This is a genomic window from Rhodococcus sp. NPDC057529 (genome assembly GCF_042802055.1).
Classification (GTDB): domain Bacteria; phylum Actinomycetota; class Actinomycetes; order Mycobacteriales; family Mycobacteriaceae; genus Rhodococcus_F.
This window is the reverse complement of sequence record NZ_JBHVEY010000022.1, coordinates 1-21,538: the sequence shown is the minus strand read 5'-3', so window position 1 is coordinate 21,538 and position 21,538 is coordinate 1. Positions and strand designations below refer to the sequence as shown.

22 protein-coding genes and 2 pseudogenes are annotated in these 21,538 nt (G+C 66.6%); 14 read left to right on the top strand and 10 right to left on the bottom strand.

Going from position 1 to position 21,538, the window contains the following annotated elements; genetic code table 11:
- Positions 1-447: 447 nt before the first annotated feature.
- Positions 448-768 (bottom strand): hypothetical protein, encoded by a 321-nt coding sequence (locus ACFU5V_RS33115; protein ID WP_378704190.1) that lies wholly within the window; start codon positions 766-768, stop codon positions 448-450.
- Here ACFU5V_RS33115 and ACFU5V_RS33110 point away from each other — a divergent pair.
- On the top strand, positions 713-1,159 hold the full coding sequence (locus ACFU5V_RS33110; protein WP_378704188.1) for a WhiB family transcriptional regulator: 447 nt from the start codon (positions 713-715) through the stop codon (positions 1,157-1,159). The two genes, ACFU5V_RS33115 and ACFU5V_RS33110, sit on opposite strands and share 56 nt — an antisense overlap.
- 147 nt (positions 1,160-1,306) lie before the next feature.
- A complete protein-coding gene (locus ACFU5V_RS33105) occupies positions 1,307-1,498 on the top strand; it encodes a hypothetical protein (protein WP_378704186.1) in 192 nt (63 codons plus the stop codon).
- A 152-nt stretch (positions 1,499-1,650) separates the two neighbouring features.
- Here ACFU5V_RS33105 and ACFU5V_RS33100 read toward each other — a convergent pair whose 3' ends face one another.
- Positions 1,651-2,058, bottom strand: coding sequence for a transposase (locus tag ACFU5V_RS33100; protein WP_378704443.1), 408 nt, complete (start codon positions 2,056-2,058; stop codon positions 1,651-1,653).
- 121 nt (positions 2,059-2,179) lie between these two features.
- Here ACFU5V_RS33100 and ACFU5V_RS33095 point away from each other — a divergent pair, with 121 nt between their 5' ends.
- Positions 2,180-2,365, top strand: coding sequence for a hypothetical protein (locus tag ACFU5V_RS33095; RefSeq protein ID WP_378704184.1), 186 nt, complete (start codon positions 2,180-2,182; stop codon positions 2,363-2,365).
- A gap of 226 nt (positions 2,366-2,591) precedes the next feature.
- On the opposite strand, the gene ACFU5V_RS33090 is transcribed toward ACFU5V_RS33095, so the two are convergent.
- From ACFU5V_RS33090 to ACFU5V_RS33060, 7 genes are all read right to left on the bottom strand, one after another.
- Positions 2,592-3,167, bottom strand: a complete 576-nt coding sequence (locus ACFU5V_RS33090; RefSeq protein ID WP_378704182.1) for an NADPH-dependent F420 reductase — start codon at positions 3,165-3,167, stop codon at positions 2,592-2,594.
- A gap of 735 nt (positions 3,168-3,902) precedes the next feature.
- A complete protein-coding gene (locus ACFU5V_RS33085) occupies positions 3,903-4,655 on the bottom strand; it encodes an alpha/beta fold hydrolase (protein ID WP_378704441.1) in 753 nt (250 codons plus the stop codon).
- 402 nt (positions 4,656-5,057) lie between these two features.
- The gene (locus ACFU5V_RS33080) at positions 5,058-5,915 is read right to left on the bottom strand and encodes a MaoC family dehydratase (protein WP_378704180.1); all 858 of its coding nucleotides are present in this window, start codon (positions 5,913-5,915) and stop codon (positions 5,058-5,060) included.
- Positions 5,916-5,965: 50 nt separating this feature from the next.
- Entirely contained in the window at positions 5,966-6,382 is a 417-nt protein-coding gene (locus ACFU5V_RS33075) for a nuclear transport factor 2 family protein (RefSeq protein ID WP_378704178.1), read from the bottom strand.
- A 61-nt stretch (positions 6,383-6,443) separates the two neighbouring features.
- The gene (locus tag ACFU5V_RS33070) at positions 6,444-8,060 is read right to left on the bottom strand and encodes a cation acetate symporter (RefSeq protein ID WP_378704176.1); all 1,617 of its coding nucleotides are present in this window, start codon (positions 8,058-8,060) and stop codon (positions 6,444-6,446) included.
- A complete protein-coding gene (locus ACFU5V_RS33065; protein ID WP_378704174.1) occupies positions 8,057-8,416 on the bottom strand; it encodes a DUF485 domain-containing protein in 360 nt (119 codons plus the stop codon). The genes ACFU5V_RS33070 and ACFU5V_RS33065 overlap by 4 nt, the downstream gene beginning before the upstream one ends.
- The gene (locus ACFU5V_RS33060; protein WP_378704172.1) at positions 8,413-8,892 is read right to left on the bottom strand and encodes a nuclear transport factor 2 family protein; all 480 of its coding nucleotides are present in this window, start codon (positions 8,890-8,892) and stop codon (positions 8,413-8,415) included. Before ACFU5V_RS33060 ends, ACFU5V_RS33065 begins: the two co-directional genes overlap by 4 nt.
- Positions 8,893-9,024: 132 nt before the next feature.
- Between ACFU5V_RS33060 and ACFU5V_RS33055 the strand changes: the two genes are divergently transcribed.
- The 10 genes from ACFU5V_RS33055 (at position 9,025) to ACFU5V_RS33010 (ending at position 20,749) form a co-directional block, all read left to right on the top strand.
- The gene (locus ACFU5V_RS33055) at positions 9,025-9,630 is read left to right on the top strand and encodes a TetR/AcrR family transcriptional regulator (RefSeq protein WP_378704170.1); all 606 of its coding nucleotides are present in this window, start codon (positions 9,025-9,027) and stop codon (positions 9,628-9,630) included.
- A 118-nt stretch (positions 9,631-9,748) separates the two neighbouring features.
- Positions 9,749-10,942 (top strand): acyl-CoA dehydrogenase family protein, encoded by a 1,194-nt coding sequence (locus ACFU5V_RS33050; RefSeq protein WP_378704168.1) that lies wholly within the window; start codon positions 9,749-9,751, stop codon positions 10,940-10,942.
- The gene (locus ACFU5V_RS33045; protein WP_378704166.1) at positions 10,939-11,727 is read left to right on the top strand and encodes a hypothetical protein; all 789 of its coding nucleotides are present in this window, start codon (positions 10,939-10,941) and stop codon (positions 11,725-11,727) included. The genes ACFU5V_RS33050 and ACFU5V_RS33045 overlap by 4 nt, the downstream gene beginning before the upstream one ends.
- Positions 11,724-12,587, top strand: a complete 864-nt coding sequence (locus ACFU5V_RS33040; protein WP_378704164.1) for an alpha/beta fold hydrolase — start codon at positions 11,724-11,726, stop codon at positions 12,585-12,587. Before ACFU5V_RS33045 ends, ACFU5V_RS33040 begins: the two co-directional genes overlap by 4 nt.
- A complete protein-coding gene (locus ACFU5V_RS33035) occupies positions 12,584-14,290 on the top strand; it encodes an AMP-binding protein (RefSeq protein WP_378704163.1) in 1,707 nt (568 codons plus the stop codon). The genes ACFU5V_RS33040 and ACFU5V_RS33035 overlap by 4 nt, the downstream gene beginning before the upstream one ends.
- Positions 14,283-15,518: an acetyl-CoA C-acetyltransferase gene (locus ACFU5V_RS33030; RefSeq protein WP_378704161.1), complete on the top strand. Its 1,236-nt coding sequence runs from the start codon at positions 14,283-14,285 to the stop codon at positions 15,516-15,518. The genes ACFU5V_RS33035 and ACFU5V_RS33030 overlap by 8 nt, the downstream gene beginning before the upstream one ends.
- A gap of 961 nt (positions 15,519-16,479) precedes the next feature.
- Positions 16,480-17,352, top strand: coding sequence for a LysR substrate-binding domain-containing protein (locus tag ACFU5V_RS33025; RefSeq protein WP_378704159.1), 873 nt, complete (start codon positions 16,480-16,482; stop codon positions 17,350-17,352).
- Between the two features lie 195 nt (positions 17,353-17,547).
- A complete protein-coding gene (locus tag ACFU5V_RS33020; RefSeq protein ID WP_378704158.1) occupies positions 17,548-18,615 on the top strand; it encodes a mandelate racemase/muconate lactonizing enzyme family protein in 1,068 nt (355 codons plus the stop codon).
- Entirely contained in the window at positions 18,612-19,970 is a 1,359-nt protein-coding gene (locus ACFU5V_RS33015; protein ID WP_378704156.1) for an SLC13 family permease, read from the top strand. The genes ACFU5V_RS33020 and ACFU5V_RS33015 overlap by 4 nt, the downstream gene beginning before the upstream one ends.
- Before the next feature lie 632 nt (positions 19,971-20,602).
- Positions 20,603-20,749 carry a hypothetical protein gene (locus tag ACFU5V_RS33010; protein WP_378704154.1) on the top strand — a complete coding sequence of 49 codons (147 nt, stop codon included), beginning with the start codon at positions 20,603-20,605 and terminating at the stop codon, positions 20,747-20,749.
- A 136-nt stretch (positions 20,750-20,885) separates the two neighbouring features.
- Here the strand turns inward: ACFU5V_RS33010 and ACFU5V_RS33005 are convergent.
- Positions 20,886-21,176, bottom strand: a pseudogene (locus ACFU5V_RS33005) (transposase); the annotation flags it as partial.
- A 66-nt stretch (positions 21,177-21,242) separates the two neighbouring features.
- Here ACFU5V_RS33005 and ACFU5V_RS33000 point away from each other — a divergent pair.
- Positions 21,243-21,538: pseudogene (locus ACFU5V_RS33000) on the top strand (IS30 family transposase); the annotation flags it as partial.

The following is a 21,538-nucleotide window of genomic DNA, read 5'->3' as shown; positions in this document are numbered from 1 at the left end:
ACCTGAGCGTGTGGCCGCAGCTTCGGCCGGTCCGCCGGCGCCTCGGCGATTGCCGGTGCGGCCGGGGTGGCCTTCTCCTTCTGCCTGGCTCGCCAGGCGCGGAGGCGGTCGGCGTCCGACGGATACTCCCGGGGCCGAGACACCCAACGCCGAACTCGCCGCCTGGCAACGACAGACCAACGCCGATCGACGCCAGGTCCAGTGGCACTTCACCACCGACGACGCCCGCATCAAACTCCACCACCTTTATCCCAACACTTAGCCACGACGGTCTACTAGGTAGGACTAGGGAAAGGTCCGTGTTCTCTGGATGTCCGTTGATGGAGGCTGGAGTGACGGATCGGTGGCGTCGACGGTGAGGGCCGCGGCATCGCTCACCCGTGCCGACGTCATCTGTACCGCCGGACCGCCCGATGTAGCGAAAGGACACTCGTGCCGACCGACACCTCAGCAGTATCCGGACGAGGGCCTTCGCCAGAAGCTACGGACGCGCAGTTGCTGTCCGCAGCGGCTGCAGCCCTGGCCGAGCAACGTACCTGCAGCCATGACACCGCCTTCGATGCTCTGCTCGATCTGGCCCGCCGCAGCCACGTTAGCGTCACCACCGCAGCTGTACGTGTCCTGTCCGGGCCGTCTGCGGATCCCGGTGGCTGTGAGCGGCAGTATCCCCGTGCCAGAGCGCATCTGCCGCGCCGCGACGCCGGCGGTGTCGATGGATAGCGATCCGCCTTCGTCGATCTCGAGGGAGCCGTCCCCGGCGACGGTCACCGTTGATTCCGGTGAGTGGCGGGTGCGTGCCGCGTGCCGAGGCGCCGATCTGTCGGTGTTCTTCTCACCCGACGGGGAACGGCGCCACGCCCGCGATCGGCGCGAAGCGCGGGCCCGGCAGATCTGTGAGGTCTGCCCAGTGCTCGTGCAGTGTCGCGATCACGCGCTGGCGGTGGGTGAACCCTATGGCGTGTGGGGTGGCACGACCGAGGCGGACCGGCGAAAGCGCCCACCCCGACTCCGCCGCGCGGAGCGTCGACCGCACGGGTCCTTCCCTGAGCGGCCTGTCGGCGCCGCATCGGAGACACCACGGGCCGCCCTCACCGTGTCATTCGCCGTCGACCGTTCACACACTGTCGGGTCGTCGAGGGGTCGCCCCACCCCCGGGTGAAACCCCGCGCCGACCTGGACCGGACTGATTCGTACCGCCGGACCTTCCGGCGAGACACGGAAGAGCCTTCCCCGCCAGCCCGAAGGGCAGTCGGATGACCCCTGGAGATCGAGTTTTCACGTACTCGACAAATTTGCCGAGCCCGAGATGAGACGGTTCGGCGCTGGTGCGCCGAGTTCGGTCAGCCTTCGCAACCGGCTGCGCGGCCGACGCGCGCGCCCCGGCGACAGGTGGCATCTCGGCGAGGTGTTCTTGACGATCGACGGCGGTCTGTGGCGGGCCGTCGACCAGGATGGCGTCGTCCTCGGCGTGCTGGTGCTGTCCCCGGCGATACGCTGAGGCCGCCAAGCGGTTCCTCCGGAAGCTGCAACGATCTGAGAATGATGAGTCGTCCCGCCCGCCGGATCCGCGACCACGAGTGAGCTGTGAGATTTAGCGGGCGGCGCCTGAAAGTCGCACGGTTTGCCTTTTACCCCCGTAGACCGTCGCGGCTAAGTATTGGGATATAGGTGGCGGAGTTTGATGCGGGCGTCGTCAATGGTGAAATGCCACTGGACCTGGCGTTGATCGGCGTTGGTCTGTCGTTGCCAGGCGGCGAGTTCGGCGCCCAGGGTCTCGAGGTCCTCGATGCGCCGGTCCAGACACTGGCGGGTCAGCACCAAGAGTTCGATCTCGGCGACGTTGAGCCACGAGCTGTGTTTGGGGGTGTGGTGGATCTCGAGCCGCTGCGCCGAGCGCGAACGCCTCGGCCGGCTCGAAGGCCTCGTAGAGCGATCCGATGCCGTGGGTGCCCGAGGTTGTCCATCACCAGCACCACTGTCTCTGCGTCGGGGTAGTCCACGCACAGAAGGTCTTTGTCTTGCCGGCCCAGTCGATGTTGGTGCGCCGGGGCTGGGCATCGACACGCCGCCAGCCGGCCAGGGGCTCTGGTCCAGCAGAAGATCGAGCAGGTCCCGTGCCGCACGTACTCCGAATCCTCTCGCCGGTCGCGGCCCGGGCTGCAGGGATCGGGTCGCGAGCATGGGCCAGCAACTGGCAGGGCTTCTCGCCCATCACCACACCGAGGACGTGTTGGTCGACTGGAAGGGCCAGGAACCAACCCGCGGTGTCCAGGCGCACATCGACGCGATCGAAGGCGGTGGCCGCATGGTCACCGTTGCCAAGTGGCGCGACGGCGCCATCACCGAGGAGTACATCTGGGCCTGAGCCCAGGTCATGCGAGCTGGTCATGCCCGAGGGGCAAACACCGCGGCATGACCAACTCACCGGCTCCCAGGAGGACGCACGCAGCCATAGCAGGCAGATCGAGACGCGGCCGGTAGGGGATGGTGACGGACATGCTGACCCGAACCCTCGACCTGACCATCACCGGAACCGCGGACCGCACGGTGCTCGCTACCGGAAAGGCAGTCCGTTTCGTTGAAGCCTGGGATCAGGTGACGATGCCGAAGCCACCGGTCCACGAGATCTTCTCGCTGGCGGCCAGGCTGAGCTGCAAGAAGCCGAGCGCCTCCATCTCGCGGGCACGCTTGAGCGAGCCGGCGTCGAGGGCTTTGAGCCCGCCAGCGGTGAGCACGCCGGTCAGGACGGACTTGGCGTTGGAGTCATCGCCAGCGATCAGCACCGTGGTGGGCAACGGGCCCACGGTTCCCGCGGCGAGTGTGCCGGCGAAAGTCGTGTTGAACGCCTTGAGCACATGGGAGTTGGGAAGCTTGGCGGCAATCTCTGCCGCCGCGGAGCTGTCCGCCGGCACCGTGAGGGAGTCGAAGGTATCGAAGTTCAGCGGATTGGTGATGTCGACGACGATCTTTCCGTCGAGCTGGTCACCTCGCTGATCGAGAACCAGGCTCACCGCCGTGTAGGGCACTGCGAGCACGACGATGTCGCCCGTGACCGGCTTGTCGGTGTCGCTGGTGGAGAAGAGCTCGACGGTGCTGCCACCTTGGGTGACGACACCGGAAATGGCCTGACCCATGTTGCCGGTGCCAATGATCGAGATGTGTGCCATTCCCACTCCTCATAGTCAGCGCAGCGTGTGGTCACTTGCCGCCCCCGATGGTACTGGCTGCACCAGATGCCAGTGCTCGATCCGCTTTACGACACACCGACACCAGCATGAGCGTCTCGACCGGCCGCATTCAACCAGATCGGTTGTGGTTGCGCCCGATTGCCGGCACCCGGGGTGCGCCCGACCCGGTCGCCGGCGGGACCATTCGACCCCGAGCATGACCTTGGTGGACTTGACCAGCGCCGTCGCTGCGACTCCGGCCGCGACACCGAGCTCGTCGACGGGCCTCCTTGGTGATCGAGGCGGTCACGATCTGCTTGCCGTCGTCCAGCTTGTCCTTCACAGTTGCCATCACCGACAGTGACCGTGCTGGTGAGCTGGTTGGGGGTGGACAACGCATCGAAGGACCTGCATCGCTCGGGTGGATATGCCCGTTCGACCGTAGCCGGGAACCCGCGGCGATTTTCCCGGCGAACACACACGTTCCGCATGATCGGATAAAAATCGCTCACTAAACCGCAACCACGCAGTAATGAGGGCAATTCGTCCGCGTATGAGAGCGTGATGAGCAGGTCCGGGAGGTGCTAACTGGCTATCGGCCCGGTTATGCCAAGGCCGCCCGGGAGGGCGAGCCACGATCGGAATATGCGCCGGGCCAGCCGCTGATGGCGCGTTACAGGCCAATCGGTGTCACCGCGGAGTTAGGCTGGTCTACTCTCGTGACCGAACCTCCGATTACAGGCTTTCGGCCCAGGTGACGATCTCCTCGACGACCGCGCCTGGATTCTCCGGCAGTAACGCGTGGCTGGTATCGGGTATCACCGCCACCGTAACCAACTCGGGAAACCGGTCTTTCAGCTCGTTCCTACTCGCGTCCGGACGGAACGGATCGGCACCGGCTTGCAGATCCAGAATCGGCGCGTGCGCAACGGCCCACCATTCGTCTTTATCGGTCTGATCGGAGGCCGCGAGTTGCTGCACCTTCACGTCGGAATGCCATCCGTCGAGCCATGCCGTCGGATCGCTGTTCGGCGCGAAGAATCCCTCACGTAGCGCGGTGAGACGCTCTTCCTCGGGAAGTTCCAGGTTGGCGGAATCGGCAATGACTGCGCGCAGGTGCGGGGCGAAGTCGCGCTCCGCGCCGGCTGCGACAACGACTCCACGGACCAGATCCGGTCGGTCGGCGTCGAGCATTCGTGCCACGTAGTGCCCGAAGGCATGGCCGACGACGATCGCAGGCCCGGCCTTCTCGTGCTCGATCACCGCTGCCACGTCGGCAGCGTAGTCGTGCAGGGTGATCGACTCCGTCGGGCCGGTACTGGAACCGATGCCTCGCGGCTGGGGCCGGAGTACCCGAAAACCCTGGTTTGCAAATTCTTCCGCGACCGAATCGAGGTCGTACGAGTCCCGTCCGGCCGACGGCAGCAATACCAGAGGGGTGCCTTCGCCCTCCGCTACGACTTCGAGGACGACGTTCGAATACGTCACCTCCTCGACGGTTCTGCCGGGTTCACCGGACTGCGCCGACGGGGTGTCCTGCGCAGGAGCGCCGTTCGCCGTACAGGCCGTCACGAGCACAGCGGCGAGAACGGCGCCCATCGCGATCGTTTTCATGAAATATTCCCGTTTCTGAGTGGGTCGGTGGATCCGCGTGCTGCGGACGACGGGATACGTGTCTGCAGCACGCGGTGATGGTCAGCCGGTGATATCCCGGCCGAGCAGGCGAGCGATGATTCAATTCTGGCTATCGCTGGCGCCGAGTGGATTTCGCCGACCCCGCAGTCGCGGTAGATCGCTTCCACCGGAAACCCGCGGTCCCACCGGCGCCGAGCTCCCGGATGAACGCTTCACGTCACCCGGGAACGCGCAGGTGAAGGCACTGGTGCGCTCTCACAGTTCGTCGGCCAGTGCGCGGCCGTGATCGACGAGGATGGTCAGTGCCTCGGTCGTCCGGTCGTATTCGAGGGTGTTCCCGTAGACGGTGATGTCCGCGTCCGACACGCGTTCGCCGAAATCGTTGCGTGGTCCGGTGAACAGTCGGGTCCACGTCAGCTTGCTGCCGATCAGGGTGAAGGCAGGTCCGGTGGGGGTCTGCTCCGCGACCTCGACGGTGCGGCCCGTTCCGATGCTGAACCCGACCTCGTCGGAGCCGCTGCGAAGTGCAATAGTTCCCTCGAAACCGCCTAGGGAGGAGGCGAATTCTGTGTCGCCACTCAGATGTTCGATGAGGCGCTCACCCCACTGCACGGAGCCGAAGGCACGGTGCGCCTCGTCTGCGGCTCCGTCAGTTCGCGCGTGGACGAGCATGGCGCTCGTTCCCTCCTGGACGATCCGGCCGATGGAATCATGAAGCGTGATGTGCCGATCGACGACGCCCTGATCGCCGTGGGACGTCCGCCGTTTTCCTGTGATCGTCATGTCGAAGGACAACTCGTCACCGACGAAGATGGGCCCGAGGTAGCGCCAATTCGTGTCGAGCATGCCGATGATGCTGTCGTCGATCACGTGCATGTCGCCCAGCAGGCCGAACACCGACGCGAGCCCGAACGGACCCTGCAGGATGGGTCGCCCGAATCGGGTTCTGGCCGCGAACTCCGGATCACTGTGCAACGGATGCGCGTCGCCACTGACCCGCGTGAACTCGGCGAGGTCGGTAGCGGTCACGACGCGAGAGCCGCTGTGCAGTACCTGGCCGACGTAGAAGTCCTCGAAGTACAGACTGGTGTGGATCGTCGGGGTGTCATTCATGGGTTGTTCTCTGTCTCCGAAGTGATTCGCCGGACATTGACTTCCGGCGCTCAGTCCAGCCGGACAACCCGCTTCCGGAACCGCCAGCCGTCGGGTGTGTTCTGTAGGGTGTCCTCGTACACACCGGTGCTGATGGTTCTCTCACCGTCCTCCGTCCACGCCACGAAGATCAGATAACACGTGTGGGTGCCCGTCTGCTCGTCAGCGGATTCGACCATGTGTGTCAACGTCATGTGCCGCATTTTCGGGCCGAAGATCGAGGGCGAGAGCCGGACGAAAGCCTCGATTTCCTCAGTACCACGGTGGGGTTCGCCGGATGCGCCGACGAACACGCCGTCCGGTGTGAAGCAGGCACTGACGGCCTGGGCGTCGAGTCGGTCCCACGCGAAGTTGTACCGCGCGCACAGTCCGGCGGCCACTGACTCCATCGCGGTCGTGGACGGCAGGGTCGTGGAGGGCAGAGTCATGTTCGATTTCTCCTTTGCGGGGTGGGGTCCGTCCGCGGGCGAGGAACGGACCCCGCGAGGATCAGTGGACGGCGGCGACTTCCGCTCCGATGCCGGTTTCGGCGCGCACCACCATTTCGGCGAACTTCTCGTCCTCGTGGCCGCGGCGCCCGCGGCGCTTTTCGCCGACGAGCGATCCGATGACACATGCCGCAAGTCCGAGCGGCATCGTGATGATCACCGGGAGTTGGATGGCCAGCGGCGCCGGACCGTCGCCGAGCCACAGTGCATGGGTGAACATCAGGCTGACGATGGTGGAGATCAGGCCGGTGAGGATGCCCCACATCGCGCCGGTGCTGTTGAACCGACGCCAGTTCAGGCTCAGTACCAGTGCGGGCAGATGTGCGCTGCCGGCGACCATGAATGCCATGCCCATGAAGTACGTAATGTTGGTGTCGTCGCTGACCAGCAGGGTGAGTGCAATGGCGATGACGCTGAACATCACTGCGCCCAAGCGTGCGATGCGGGCCTGTGCGTTGTCCTCGCGGGCGCGCGATTCCGCGTCGAGGTGCTCGACGGGTTCCTTACGCGTGAGCGCCGGCCACACGTCGCGGGCGAACGTGCCGGCGGCGGAAATCACGACCCCGGCGACGACCGCGACGATGCTGGCGAATGCGACCGCCGCCACCAGGGCGAGCGCGACCGAGCCGCCGATCGTGCCGGCGCCACCACCGAGTTCGGTGACCAGGACCGGTGCGGTCATATTGCCGCCGGCGCCGACGAGATCCGCGCCACCCTGCCCGAGCAGTGCCGCGGCACCGAAGCCCATCAGGATGACGATCAGATAGAACATGCTGCACAGGGCGATGGTCCAGCCGAGCGAGCGGCGGGCCGTGGTGGCCTCCGGGACTGTGAAGAACCGGATAAGGATGTGCGCCATGCCTGCTGTGCCGAGTGCGAAGGTCAGTGCGTACGAGATCAGATCGAGTGTGCCGGAATTTCCGAAGATCAGGCCGGGGGACAGCATGGCCTCCCCGGCGGCGGCGTTATCGGTGGCGGAGCCGAGGAGTCGGGGAAGGTTGAAACCGAACTGCGCGAGGATGCCGAATCCCACGATGATCGCCAGAACCGCGAGGATGGACGATTTGATCACCTGGACCCACGTCGTCGCAAGCATGCCGCCGACAAAGACGTAGACCCCCATCAGCGTTCCGGCGACGATCACGGACAGCCAGAACGGGATGCCGGAGACCGATTCGAGCAGTACGCCCGCGGCGACCAGCTGAGCGATCAACAGGAAGGCGCCGGTGGTGATCGTGCTCAGTGCCACCACCACCCGTACTTTGCGTGCTTCGGTGCGGAACACGAGGACATCGGCGAGGGTGTACTTACCGAGGTTGCGCATCTTCTCGGCGAGCAGGAACAGAATCGGCAGGAACGAGATCACCGAGGTGAACAGGATGATCGTGCCGTCGACACCCTTGTAGAAGATCAATCCGGTCGTGCCGAGAAAGCTGCCCGCGGAGATGAATTCACCGGCGATGGCAAAGCCGTTCTGCCAACTGGAGATCGAACGGCCGGCGGCGAAGAACCCGTCTGCGCTGCGGGCCCGTCGGGAGGCCGCGAAGGTGACCCACAGGGTGAGCGAGATGACGAGCGCGCAAATCGCGATGGCGAGGTAGTCCGCGTCGCCGGTCATACGGCACGCTCCTTGTCTTCTTCGGTGACAACCCGGTTCGCGGTGACAGCTCTGACGGCGTCGTCGACAGCGGGCTGGATGTAGGTGCGGGACAGTCGGAAATACGCGAACACCAGCACCCAGGTGCCTGCGAACTGTGAGAACACCACCCACAGCGAGAGAGGGATGCCGAGCAGCGAGAGGCTCCCGAGCTGATCCGGGAAGACGATGAACCCGACCAGGAAGCTCGCGAACAGCGCGATGGTGACCAGGCCGAGGGTGTTGGTGACGGTGCGGCGCCGACGCCGGAGTTCGGCCATTTCGGGGAGGTGCAGCATCGGCACCCAGGTCGAATCCGTGGCAGTGATGTCGGTCATGCGCGCACCGCCGCGCGTCGGGCGGAGTCGAGAGCGAATTGGTTTTCGTCCCAGCCGTCGGTCAAGGGTCCGAAGAAATGGAACCGGACCTGCTTGACGCGGTAGAGCCACCGGCCGTCGACTCGGACCACCTGATCGGTGTACCGGCCGGCGGCGACGGACGCGTTGGCGTCGGTGACGCAGGGCTGCCAGAGGAAGGATCGGACGGTGCCGCGGTCGCCGTCGAGGTCGATCTCGAGGTTGGTGATGAAGTGCCAGAAGGCGGTGAGCCCGCCGTCGCCGAGCCCGGCGAAGAAGGCCCTCATCTCGGCCTTGCCGTTCGGATTCGACAGGCCGTCGAATTCACCGTCGTCGGTGAACAGTTCCATCAGGGCGTCCCAGTTGCCGTCGTCGAGATGGCGGCAGTACTGCGCGTCGAGGTACCGGATGGCTTCCAGATCCTCCAGGCGGCGGATTCGTTCTTCGAGGGTGCTCAAGGTGCCAGACCTCCACGGTGTACTGAGCGGCGATTAACGGTCGTTCATGTGATGTGGACCATAACCGAGGAAACAGCGCGCGGTCAAGGGCGGTTGTTGCCTGGTGGTCGACTTCGCCCTACTCTCCGAGGCATGAACAGTCGGTCGAACGGTGCGGTGCTGTCCAACGTTCGGCAACGGATCCTCGACACCGCACTCGATGAGTTCTATACGGCCGGCTTCCATGCGGCGACCATGCGGAACATTGCCAAAAGCGCAGGATGCAGCGCTGCGAATGTCTACAACCATTTCGAGAACAAGGCCGAGCTCCTGGTGGAGATTCTGCGATCCGCCAGTGACGAGCAGTTCGCCGCCACCCGCAACGCCTTGCGGAAGGCGGGGCCGGAACCTGCTGATCGATGGGCCGCCGCGGTGGTTGCGCATTCGCTCTACACCGCCCGGAATCAGCGTGCCTGCCTCGTTGCCAACACGGAGCTGCGCTATCTCGAGGAAATCGATCGCAAACGGGTCGTCGGCTCCCGCGACGCGCAGGAGTACCTGTTCGTCGAGATCGCCGAAAAGGGCGTCGAGCAGGGAGTATTCTCGGTCCCGCATGTGCATCAGGCCGTGACCGCGGTGCTGACGATGTGCTCGGGCATCGCCCTCTGGTACCGAACCGACGGTCCGCTCTCGGCGCAGGCGGTGGCGGAGTCGTACGGCGTCTACGCCCTCAACCTGGTCGGATACCGCCCGCGGTGACCCCGGCGTTGACCGGCGCCCCGGCGCCGTGCTCTACTGGGTGAACAAGCGTTAATCGACGGGTTGGTGATTCACCCGTCTGCTGGTTCCCCGCCCGCTGTTCCCCGAGGGAGTGTCCATGACCCACCGGCCGTCCCAACCGCGCACCGATTCGCCGCGATATCTGACCGAGGACCGCCTCGCCATCCGCGACCTCGCCCGCGACTTCGCCATGAAGCAGGTGCTGCCCGTCGCCAACGACCTCGATCCGGTGCAGGGCACCATCCCCGACTCGCTGAAGAAGGCGATGGCCGAGGTCGGGTTCTTCGGGATCATGATCCCCGAGGAATACGGCGGCCTGGGTCTGGGCGTCTTCGAGTACTGCCTGGTCGCGGAGGAACTGTCCCGGGCCTGGATGAGCGTGTCGGGCCTGCTGGCGCGCGGCAACGGCATGGGCGGCGGCTTCACTGCCGAGCAGGAAGCGGCATTGCTGCCGAAGGTGGCGCGCGGCGAGTACCTCGGCGCGTACGCCCTGTCCGAGGCCGAAGCCGGCTCCGACGTCGCCAACATCTCCTGCCGCGCCACCCGCGACGGCGACGACTGGGTGATCAACGGCACCAAGATGTGGTGCACCTACGCCGACGAGGCCGACTACCTGGTGCTCTTCGCCCGCACCGACCCGCACAAGGATCCGGCGAAGCCGCACCGCGGCATCAGCACCTTCCTCGTCGAGAAGGACCGCGGGGTATTCCCCGACGGCGTCTCCGGCACCAAGGTTCGCAAGATCGGCTACTTCGGCTGGAGCACCTGGGAGCTGTCGTTCGACAACTTCCGGATCCCCGCCGACCGGATGCTCGGCGAGGAGGGCAAGGGCTTCTACCTGGCCGTCTCCGGACTCGAGGTCGGCCGCGCGCACACCGCCGCCCGCGCTATCGGCCTGGCCCGCGCCGCCCTCGAAGACTCCATCGCCTACCTGCACGTCCGTAAACAGTTCGGTCACGAGCTCGCCGACTTCCAGCACTTGCGGTTCAAGGTCGCGAAGATGGCGGCGGACATCGAGGCGGCCCGTCAGCTGATGTACTCCGTCGCCACCGACATCGACACCGGACGACGGTGCTCGCTCGAAGCGTCGATGTGCAAGCTGGTGGCCACCGAGATGGCCGAGCACGTCACCAGCGAGGCAGTGCAGATTCATGGCGGTGCCGGTTACACCACCGATTTCCAGGTCGAACGTCACTGGCGCGATGCCCGTCTGACCAAAATCTTCGAAGGCACCAGCGAGATCCAGATGCGGATCATCTCCGACGAGCTGCTGGGACGGGCCGCACAATGAGCATCCTCACTCCGCAGCGGCGCATCACGGTCGGTGACCGTACTCAGGGCCCCGGCCGCCGGGTTTCCGACCTCATCGCGGAGTCGGGCATCACCCTGCCCGCCGCGATGGTGCCCACTCCCGCGATCACCGGCATCGTCGTGGCCGGACTCCTCGCCCCGCAACCGGACGGCGCCACGCGCACCGCGCTGCAGTGGAGCACCATCACCCCGATCGGCGCCGCCGATGTCGTGCACGCCGACACAGTGGTCACTCGCGTGCAGGCCTCCGGGGACGGCGCGGTCGTCGACCGGCGCGTGAGCCTGGTGGACGAGGCCGGACGCGTCCGCGAGGAAGGCGACGAGACCTGGTCGGTGCCATCGCCGCTCACCGCGGAAGCTGACGCGAGAACCGACTTCTGCACCCCGGAGTGGGGGCAGCTTCTTCGCGAATCACTTACTGCAGACCCCACTTTCGCGTCGTCGCTGTCCACCTGGGACGGCACCATCGGACTGTGCTGCGTCGACGGATCGGGACGCAGCCGTGAGGTGCACGTGCGGATCTACCGCGGTCGCATCATCGACGTCACCCGCCGCGTTCCGGCCGGCGCAACCTTCACACTGCGCATCCCCGCACCCACCTGGGTGGATCTCGTCTTCGACGACCGCAACGACTTCATGCGACGCGCGATCAGCGGCGGATTCTCCTCCAGCGGTGACGGTTACGAGTACATCCGCCTCACCAAGCCGCTGAACACCATCATCGCTCATGCCCGCGCTATCGCCGGCAGGAAGGATCGGCCATGATCGAGGCCCGGTACCTGGAGATCGACGGCGCGCTGGGATTCGTCGAGATCATCAGCCCCGAAACCCACTCGGACACCGAAGCTCCCGCCGTCGTGTGCTTGCATACCGCCGGCCAGAGCGGGGTGCAGTGGCGGCACGTCGCGTCCGACCTGGCCGGCCACGGCTATCGGGTGATCGTGCCCGATCTGCCGGGGCACGGCCGTTCCGAACCCGCGGTGGACGGCCCGGTCACCAGTCTGGTCACCTACGGCGACTGGCTCGGAAAGGCGCTCGACCTGCTCGGAGTGGAGCGCCCCCACGTCATCGGCTGCTCCATCGGCGGCAAGCTGACCCTCGAGCTGGCCACCCGCCCGCAACGACCGCTCGCCGGGGCGATCGTGATGGCAGCCGAGGCGGGACTCGGCCGCGTCAACGTCAATGGGCTCCGCCGCGAGCTCGAGGACGTGGCCGGTCCCAGTCGCGCCGAGCGCACCTACCTCGGGACGCTCGCCTCGGTCGGCCACGCGGTTCCCGAGCCCAAGGCGCGGATCATCGCGACGATGCACAAACGTGAAGACCCGGAGATCTCGTCGTCAGATCTGATCGGGTGGGGAACGCACGACGTGCGCGACCGGCTCGGCGACCTCACCTGCCCGATCCACCTGGTCGCCGGCGCGCAGGACCCCTGGATCGATGCCGCCGCGGTGGAAGACGCCGCGGTGACGATCAACGCAGACCGGCCGGGGCTCGCCCGCTACACCCTCCTCGACGGCGTCGGTCACTACCCCATGGAAGAAATGACCGACTTCGCCGCCGTGGCCGCCGAATGGCTGAACCAGCTTCGATCAGTCCTCCTCGCCCCGGTGGGGGTGCTCTCGTGACCGCGCAACGCACCGCCACCCGTCGCGACTCCCTCGCCGCCATGCTCGACGACCTCGTGGCGTCCGACCCCACGGCAGCAGCCACCATCGATATCGTCGAGGGTCACCCCACCGTCACCACCCGCGCCGAACTCGCCGACCGGGTCGCTGCGCTGAGTACGGAGCTGACGCAGGTCGGCGTCAGCCGTGGACAGTGCGTCGCCGTGCTGCTGCCCAATTGGTCGGACGCCGTTCTCTGGCAGTTCGCCGCAGCCGCCGTGGGCGCGCACGTCATCGGCGTGAACACCCGATACAACACCCACGAGATCGCGCACATCCTCACCTCGGCACGGCCCGCGGTGATCGCCGTGGCAGCCCGCTTCCACAAGCTGGATCTGATCGGCAGGCTCCGTGAGGCGCAGCATTCGGTAGAACTGCCGGCGCCGTCGGTGGCACTCGTTCGTGGCCCCGGCCGGGCCTCCGAGAGCGCCGACCCCCAGCCCTTCGACCTCGGCGGCGGCGCCTGGCTCGCCGACAGCGGAGAGACCCGTGGGGTGCAGGTTCCCGTCACCCCCGACACCGCAACGCTCACCGCCGCGGGCACACGCGCCGACGCCGACGACCCACTGACGGTTGCGTTCACGACGTCGGGGTCCACCGGGGTGCCCAAACTGGCCGCGCACCGGGAAGGCGCCGTCGTCCGGCACGCCCGCGCCGATGCGCCCATCCTCGGTATGGCGCCCGGTGACGTGACGTTGTGCGTGCTACCGGTCTCCGGGGTCTTCGGGTTCAGCACCGCCATGGCCACTCTGGCCGGCGGCGGCACATTGCTGATGGAACCGGTTTTCGACCCGGCGGCCACGCTCGGCCGGATGCAGTCGCTGCGCGTGACCCACGTGGTGGGCGGCGACGATCTCTTCGGCCGACTCTACGACACCTGGCACGGCGGCGTCCGCGCCGATCTGTCGTCGCTGAAGACGCTCGGCATCGCCGACTTCCTCGGCCGCTCACAGGAGATTGCTCGGTGGGCGCGTGACCAATTCGGCGCGGCCACCACCGGCGTGTTCGGTTCGTCCGAAGTATTCGCCCTGATGCTCTTGTGGTCCTCCGGCGATCCCGAGTCGCTACGCTGGCACGGCGGTGGACGTCCGGTCGAACCCGCCATCGAGGTTCGTATTGCGGACCCGTTCGACGACAGCATCCTTCCGGACGGGGAGCAGGGCGAACTGCAGGTGCGGGGACCGAACGTGGTCGATGCCTATCTGGGCAACCCGGAGGCCGCGGCACGCGCGTTCACCGACGACGGCTGGTTCCGCAGTGGCGATCTCGCGGTCGCCAGCGGCGACGGCGGATACACCTACGTCTGCCGGATGGGTGACGTGCTGCGTCTGCGCGGATTCCTGGTGGATCCGGCCGAGATCGAGCAACGCCTGACCGAGCACGACGCCGTCCACCTCGCGAAGGTCGTCGGCCTCACCGGCGCCGGCGGCTACACCGAGGCAATCGCGTTCGTTGTCCCGGTCGAGGGCGCAACGGCCGGCGGCGCCGATTTCCGGCGCTGGTGTGCGGACGCTTTGGCGGCCTTCAAGGTGCCGGCCGCCGTCCACGTGATCGAGAAGATGCCCACCACGGTGGGGGGAAACGGGACGAAGGTCCGGGCTGTCGAACTCCGCGAATGGGCGCAGCAGTGGACCGACCACGAAAGGGATTTCCGCAGTGTCTGAAAATTCGAGTGCCCGGGCGAACGACATCGTCGTCTGTGAACCTCTCCGCACACCCGTCGGACGCTACGGCGGCCAGTTCACGGACATACCCGCCGCCGACCTCGGTGCCCGCGTGGTCTCCGAACTGCTGGCCCGTACCGCGGTGGATCCGGCCGCCGTCGACGACGTGATCTTCGGCCAGTGCTATCCCAACGGCGAGGCTCCCGCTGTCGGCCGCGTGGTCGCCCTGGACGCGGGGATGCCGGTGACCGTTCCCGGCCAGCAACTCGACCGCCGGTGCGGGTCCGGTCTGCAGGCCGTGCTCGACGCGTCCATGCGGGTCCAGACCGGTGTCGCCGATCTGATCATCGCGGGCGGGGTGGAGTCGATGAGCCGCGCCGAGTACTACACCGAGTCGATGCGCTGGGGCGCCAAGGGTGCACCCGCGACGTTGCACGACAGGTTGGCGCGGGGCCGCGTCACCTCCGGTGGCCGCCATCACCCCGTCCCCGGCGGCATGCTCGAGACGGCGGAGAACCTCCGGCGCAAGTACGGCATCAGCCGTCAGGAGCAGGACGAACTGGCGGCCGAATCGCATCGCCGCGCGGTGGCAGCGATCGCCTCCGGCGCGTTCGCCGAAGAAATCGTGTCCGTGGACGTTCCGCGGCATAAAGGCGATCCCACGGTGATCGACCGCGACGAGCATCCGCGTGCCGACACCACGGCAGAATCGCTCGCCGGACTGCGCCCGATCATGAGCAACGCCGACCCCGAGGCAACGGTCACCGCGGGCAATGCGAGTGGGCAGAACGACGGCGCAGCGGCGTGCATCGTCACGACCCGCGCCCACGCCGAGCGACTCGGACTCCGCCCCCTGGCCCGTCTCGTCACCTGGGCGGTGGCCGGCGTGGAGCCGTCCGAGATGGGCATCGGACCCGTCCCGTCCACCGAGCGCGCCCTCAAACGAGCGGGGCTGTCACTGGCGGACATCGATCTGATCGAGCTGAACGAAGCCTTCGCGGCGCAGGCCCTCGCCGTCACCCGTGAATGGAACTTCGGCGCAGCAGACTTCCAGCGCACCAACGTCAACGGATCCGGGATTTCACTCGGGCACCCCGTCGGCGCGACCGGCGTCCGGATTCTCGCCACGCTGTTGCGTGAGATGGAACGACGGGACGTGCGCTACGGCCTCGAAACCATGTGCATCGGTGGGGGACAGGGTCTGACAGCCATCTTCGAACGGGTCTAGAAGGCGAGAAGCGGGTACCCCGGGTTTCGGGCCACGCGTGTGGCGTAGGGGTCACATTCGACCACGTGATGTTTCCGGCCGCGAGTTGTGCTGTGGCGGTGAGCGACGGGCGCGGTAGGCGGTGACAGTCGACCGCAGGCAGCCCGGCAGTGGGAGTGGTTGTCGGGGTGGCGAGTTCGTCCAGCCCGGTGCGCTGGACCCGAATCGTGGACATCGGTGAGGAACTTCGCGGTGTCAACCCGTTGGCGACCTGGAGCGGCCAAGGGGCTGATCACCGACAAGCTCGGTAGCTACCGGGTGGGGCAGCGAGAGGGTGATGCCCTTGGGTCGACCACCGGGCAAGCGAAGTGCCTGAACAACCGGGCGGGGAACGCACAGCAGCCGACCGGCACCGCGACCGCGCCATGAGATGCTTCCGCACCCCTCGGCGGCGCCCACCGATTCCTGTCGTAGTCAGTCAGATTTCGCCGCACCTCCGGCCCCGGCGACACCGTCCGGCCGCCGGCGTCTATCGCACCGAAATGGCCGGCCGCTTCGCCATCTGGAATCAGGTCACCGGCACCGCATGCCGTCCCGCTGCAGCCTGAGCCGGGACGGCAACCGGCCCCACCGCACTCCGATGCACAGTCCAGCCAATACGCGCCGTTGAATTGACAGCGCCCTGGAAATGCCCATCGGCAGCGAGACTCTCGACTCGGGCCCCAGTGAGGACACCGCAGGCGGCCTCCGTCGGCTCGCGTGCCAGCGGCGCCTTCCCCGGTCGAGCAGCGGGGGACGGCTGGGAAACACCCAATATCCGAAACCGCTCAGGCCGAAAACCCGACACTCGAGGATCGAGGTTTGGTACTGGCAGTCGCGGGCCGGGCCGGGTCGACTCGGCTGCGAGAATCGGCCCAGCTGTGGGCGGGGAGAGAAGCCGCTTCCAGACTCGAGAAGAAGGGCGTGTGCTGTGGAACTTCGGGTGCTGAAGTCATTCGTGACCGTGGCGGAGGAACTGCATTTCGGGCGGGCGGCTGCCCGCCTCCACATGGCCGCACCTCCGCTCAGCAAGCAGATTCTGCAACTCGAGGCCGAATTGGGACTCCGTCTCTTCGCGCGCTCGACCAGGAGTGTCGCCTTGACCCCGGCCGGTGAAGTGTTCTTCCGAGGTGCGCGCAAAGTCCTCGACGACGCGGAGGAGGCACGCCTTGCTGCGGCACGCGCCGCGCGGGGCGAGCTCGGTCAGATTTCCGTTGGTTTCGCCGGGTCCGCGGCCTACGGGGTCGTTCCCCGTCTGATCCGCCGATTCCGTGCCGAGTACCCGGAGGTTGCGGTACATCTGCGAGGCGAGCTGACCTCGCCGCGGCAGGTCGATGCGCTGCGCGTCGGTGACCTGGACGTCGGGTTCGTTCGCCCGACACCGGGACTGACCAATTTCGACGGTGAAGTGGTGCTGCGAGAACGACTGACTGCCTTGGTGCCGCAAGACCATCCACTAGCCGATCGTGAGTGGATCGACGTCGGAGAACTGCACGACGAGGATTTCGTGTCCTACAGCGGATCAACCGCGGTCGTCGCCGCCGTGCATGCAACGTGCCAGCGAGCGGGTTTCGAGCCCCGGGTGCTCCACCGGGCCAACGAGAGCCACACGGTGTGCTGCCTGGTTGCCGCTGGGATGGGGGTCGCGCTCGTTCCGCAGGCGGCGCGGCATCTGGTGGTCGACGGCGCCTGCCTGATCCCGGTTCCTGCGGAGCAGTCGGAGACCGTGACGCTCAATATGGTGTGGCGCCCGGACGATGCGTCGCTGGTGGTGCAGAACTTCATCGCGATGGTACGTCACGCCGCAGAATTATGAACAATCGGATACATAATCATGAGCTGAATGCGTCATGGACTTTCATAGTGCGGTGCCTTAGCGTCTGACTGGTCCAGAAGAGATACGCCTCACATTCGGCCGGTGTCGGGAGTGTCGTCCTACCGATCGGAAGGTTCAGAAGTGAAAATTACTGGGGTAGAGGCGATTCCATTCGTACTTCCATATCGGGCGCCCATGCGTATGATCGCCGGCGACTTGCTTCGGGCCGAACACGTACTCGTGCGGGTGCACACCGACGACGGACTCGTCGGTCAGGCCGAAGCGCCGGCCCGTCCCATGTTCTACGGCGAATCACTCGCCTCGATCGTCGCGGCGATCAATGACTGGTTCGCCCCGGTCATCGTCGGTAAGGATCCCTTCGCCGTTCAATCCATTCGCCGCCACCTGGACCGAGTGGTGGCCAACAACACCGCAAAGGGCGCCATCGACATGGCGCTGCACGATCTGCGTGGCAAAGCGGTCGGGCTGCCCGTGCGAATGCTGTTGGGAGGATCCGCCGAACCGCTGCGTGTCACCCACATGCTTGGTCTCGGTGACCCTGCCGCGGTTGCCGACGAGGCCGCGGACGCACAGGCCACCTACGGGGCGAGCTCCTTCAAGGTCAAGGTCGGACACCGCGAAGACAGCGACCTCGACTGCGTCACCCGGGTACGCGGGGCGGTGGGAGAGGACGCGACGATCTACGTCGATGCCAATCAGGCCTACGAACCCGAGGACGCGATTCGGATCCTGGCGAGGATGCGGGACGTCGCGGCCATCTCGTGGGTGGAGGAACCGACCCCGGCAGCGGACTTTCTCGGTCGTCGACGCGTAGCGAATGCCCTGCCGATACCGATCCTCGGCGACGAGAGTTGCCCGACGGTCGGCGACGTCGCCCGGGAGGTCGTCGGCGGCGCCGCCCGCTACATCAGCATCAAGGTCGCGCGGACCGGTTTCACGGCGTCGGCCGACATCGTGGCCCTGGTGACCGCGCTCGGCGGTCGCGTGCTGATAGGAAGCCAGGGCGACAGCGGGATCGGAGCGTTGTGCGGCCTGGCCTTCGGGTCCGCGCTTCCTGCCGCTGCGGCGCTGCCCGCCGAACTGAGCTACTTCCATCGGCTTTCCGACGACCTGCTGTGCACGCCACCCCAGATCACCGGCGGCTATCTGCATCCCGGCGACGCACCCGGAATCGGCATCGAGATCGACGACGACAAACTCGACTTCTACCGTGTTGACAAGGAAAGGTGCTCGGTAGCATGACATTACACATCGTTTCGATACTCGTCCTGATCGCCGCGTTCGTGCTGGCGACCGTCACCCCACTGAACCTGGGTGCGATCGCATTCGTCGGTGTCTTCGTGGTCGGCTCGTTGCTCGCCGACCTTCCGTCCAAGGAACTGCTGAGCGGATTCCCGGGGAACTTGTTCATCGTCCTGGTCGGTGTCACGTACCTGTTCAACATCGCCAGCGCCAACGGTGCCGTCGACTGGTTGGTCGGGGCGGCGGTCCGGTTGGTCAAGGGCCGGAATCTGCTGATCCCGTGGATCATGTTCGGTGCAGCAGCATTGTTCTCCGCCATCGGCGCGGTCTTCGCGGTGCCCATCGTGGCCCCGATCGCGCTGGCGTTTGCGGCGAGGAACCGGATCTCGCAGCTGCTCATGGGTCTGCTCGTCATCCACGGATGCATGGCCGGCGCCTTGTCCCCGATCAGTGTCTACGGAGTGATCGTGCAAGGCGTCCTGGACGCCAACGGCTATCCCAGCAACCCCACCATGCTCTTCCTGATCGGATTCGCGGCAAATCTGGTCGCCGCGATCGTGGTGTTCCTCGTGATCGGCGCGCGCACCTCGATGACCACCGGTGTGCGGAGGTCGCGGGCGAGCCGAACCCTGGTGTATGCGGGAGGTGGCTCGGACGCGACTCCGGCGACCGGGTCGGGACCCGGCGACGGCCCGGCCGGTGAGCCGGATGGCGACGGCCCCGACCCGGGTCTGACGGAGGCTCCCGGCGGGGGAAGGATCACCCTCGAGATCGCACTGACCTTTGCCGCCATTGCCGCACTCGTCCTGCTCGGTGTCGCATTCAACCTCGATATCGGCCTGCTCGCGATCACCCTCGCCATCGCGGTCGGCGTGTACCGTCCGCAGCAGCACAAGGCCGCCATCGCGGCAATCCCATGGCCCGTCGTGCTTCTCGTGTGCGGAGTGCTCACCTACGTGGGGGTGCTCGACACCATCGGCACCATCGACTTCGTCGGTGAAGCCGTCACCGCCATCGGAATGCCGCTCGCGGCGGCACTGGTCCTCGCCTACGTCGGTGCGGTGATCTCGGCCTTCGCCACCTCCAGCGGCGTGATCGCCGCGCTGGTCCCGTTGGTCATACCGCTGTTGAGCACCTCGAACCTCGACCCCCTGGCGGTCGTCGCAGTATTGGCGGTGGCCAGTACGATCGTCGACGTCAGCCCCTTCTCCACCAACGGGGCCGTGGTGGTCGCCAACGCCACCCCGGATCGACGCGAGAAACTCTTCAGGCAACTGATGATCTATGGCGCCGTCGTCGTCCTCGTCGCGCCGCCGCTGCTGTGGGGTGCGTTCATCCTGCCCGCGGCCCTGTAGGCACAGCTTCCGGTGCCTCGGCATGCCGTTTTCGACGGCGCAATGTCGGGGTGTCCGGGTCTGTCCGGTGGCTACACTCACGCTCGCATGACCGGGCCCCGGGATGACATTTCACCGCAGCGCCCGGGCGGATTCTGGTCATCGGCAACGGGACCGCCGGCCCAACCGCGTGTGACCTCCTCTGTGCCGCAGGATTTGGACGGCGACAGCGCATCACGCGTCCCGGAAATACCGGTCACCGGGCACCGGGCACCGGGCACCGGGCACGATAACACTGGTCCACAACCAGGCGTCACTGGGAGAAGCCCGCGGAAACGTCGAATCCGTTCTTGCCGAGGGGAGGTCCGAATCGAAGGGGCGCGCCGGTTCCATGGGGCGCCGACCTATTTACTGACCGACAACCCCGAACGGTCACGATCGACCGGGTCGCCGGCATCCCCTTCGCCACCCCGACATCAACTCGGCAGCAGTATATTACGGATGCGTGGTGCATACCTGGCCGTCGGCGAGGGCGGCGCCGCTATCTGATCGGGGCCGCCGTCGGCGGTGTCGGCTGGATCCCCACAAGTTGGCCCGGGCAGTCGAATTTGCCTGTGCCCGCGACCCCGATCGGGTAGAGCAGGCATCTGGCCGTGGCCGTGGCCGTGGGCAGCGGGCCGGTTCGGCGCCCGGACTACCTCGACTGCCTCGCCAGCGAGTGGCCCGGAGCTGTGGTGGTGGTCGACGAAACCCATCCCACGCAACCCGGCACCGCCGGGTGGGGCAGGTCGGGCGCATGAACATTGGGTGCGCGCGGCGGATTCTGTACCGACCGCTCGGAGCTGATCGACGTGGCGAAAGCGTCCGCGACGATCAGCGCGTCCGCGTAGAGTCCCATATGCTCGGGCGTTCCCCCCGAGATGTGGACACCTATTCCTATGCGGCGGTGGCCAGCGTAGCCGATCGCCGTTCGAACTCGACCGGGCAGATCTGGCCCAGGCTCGAATGCCTCCTTCTGGTGTTGTATCGCGTGATCCAACGGAAGACCGCGGCGCGTGCCTCACCCGCGCTGTTCCAGCGCTTCCGGCCCTGCAGCGTCTCCCGTTTCAACGTCGCGTTCAGCGACTCGGCAGCCGCGTTGTCCGCCGACGTCCCGACCGCACCCCGCGATCTGGTCACCCCCAGCTCGCGGCAGAGTTCGGCGAACTCGGCCGACGCATATTGGGCGGGCTCAACCGGTCGATGCAACACCTCGATCACGGAGGTGTGGCGATGGGATGCAGCAACAAGCAGATGCGTGAGGCGCCGGTGGGTGCCAGGCGGCAGTGGGCGGCGGACAGGGCATTGCGACCTCCGATGCGTTCACCGGGCCGGCCGGAGCCCTCTCGTGCGGTGCAGCGGGACTTCTGGCGGCGGATCGCATCGGGAGTGACGACGGTCGAGGCCGCGGAGGCCGTCGGCGTGTCGTGGCCGGTCGGGTGCCGTTGGTTCCGTCACGCTGGTGGCATGCCGCCGATCAGCCTGGACGAGCCCACGGGCCGCTACCTGTCGTTCGCCGAGCGTGAGGAGATCGCGCTGTTACGCGCCCA

What these genes read in the sequence shown, in the direction of transcription:
- ACFU5V_RS33110 (WP_378704188.1), top strand. Translation starts at nt 713, where the DNA reads ATGGATAGCGATCCGCCTTCGTCGATCTCGAGGGAGCCGTCCCCGGCG.
- ACFU5V_RS33105 (WP_378704186.1), top strand. Translation starts at nt 1,307, where the DNA reads ATGAGACGGTTCGGCGCTGGTGCGCCGAGTTCGGTCAGCCTTCGCAAC.
- ACFU5V_RS33100 (WP_378704443.1), bottom strand. Translation starts at nt 2,058, where the DNA reads ATGCCCAGCCCCGGCGCACCAACATCGACTGGGCCGGCAAGACAAAGA.
- ACFU5V_RS33095 (WP_378704184.1), top strand. Translation starts at nt 2,180, where the DNA reads ATGGGCCAGCAACTGGCAGGGCTTCTCGCCCATCACCACACCGAGGAC.
- ACFU5V_RS33090 (WP_378704182.1), bottom strand. Translation starts at nt 3,167, where the DNA reads ATGGCACACATCTCGATCATTGGCACCGGCAACATGGGTCAGGCCATT.
- ACFU5V_RS33080 (WP_378704180.1), bottom strand. Translation starts at nt 5,915, where the DNA reads ATGAATGACACCCCGACGATCCACACCAGTCTGTACTTCGAGGACTTC.
- ACFU5V_RS33075 (WP_378704178.1), bottom strand. Translation starts at nt 6,382, where the DNA reads ATGACTCTGCCCTCCACGACCCTGCCGTCCACGACCGCGATGGAGTCA.
- ACFU5V_RS33070 (WP_378704176.1), bottom strand. Translation starts at nt 8,060, where the DNA reads ATGACCGGCGACGCGGACTACCTCGCCATCGCGATTTGCGCGCTCGTC.
- ACFU5V_RS33065 (WP_378704174.1), bottom strand. Translation starts at nt 8,416, where the DNA reads ATGACCGACATCACTGCCACGGATTCGACCTGGGTGCCGATGCTGCAC.
- ACFU5V_RS33055 (WP_378704170.1), top strand. Translation starts at nt 9,025, where the DNA reads ATGAACAGTCGGTCGAACGGTGCGGTGCTGTCCAACGTTCGGCAACGG.
- ACFU5V_RS33050 (WP_378704168.1), top strand. Translation starts at nt 9,749, where the DNA reads ATGACCCACCGGCCGTCCCAACCGCGCACCGATTCGCCGCGATATCTG.
- ACFU5V_RS33045 (WP_378704166.1), top strand. Translation starts at nt 10,939, where the DNA reads ATGAGCATCCTCACTCCGCAGCGGCGCATCACGGTCGGTGACCGTACT.
- ACFU5V_RS33040 (WP_378704164.1), top strand. Translation starts at nt 11,724, where the DNA reads ATGATCGAGGCCCGGTACCTGGAGATCGACGGCGCGCTGGGATTCGTC.
- ACFU5V_RS33020 (WP_378704158.1), top strand. Translation starts at nt 17,548, where the DNA reads ATGCGTATGATCGCCGGCGACTTGCTTCGGGCCGAACACGTACTCGTG.
- ACFU5V_RS33015 (WP_378704156.1), top strand. Translation starts at nt 18,612, where the DNA reads ATGACATTACACATCGTTTCGATACTCGTCCTGATCGCCGCGTTCGTG.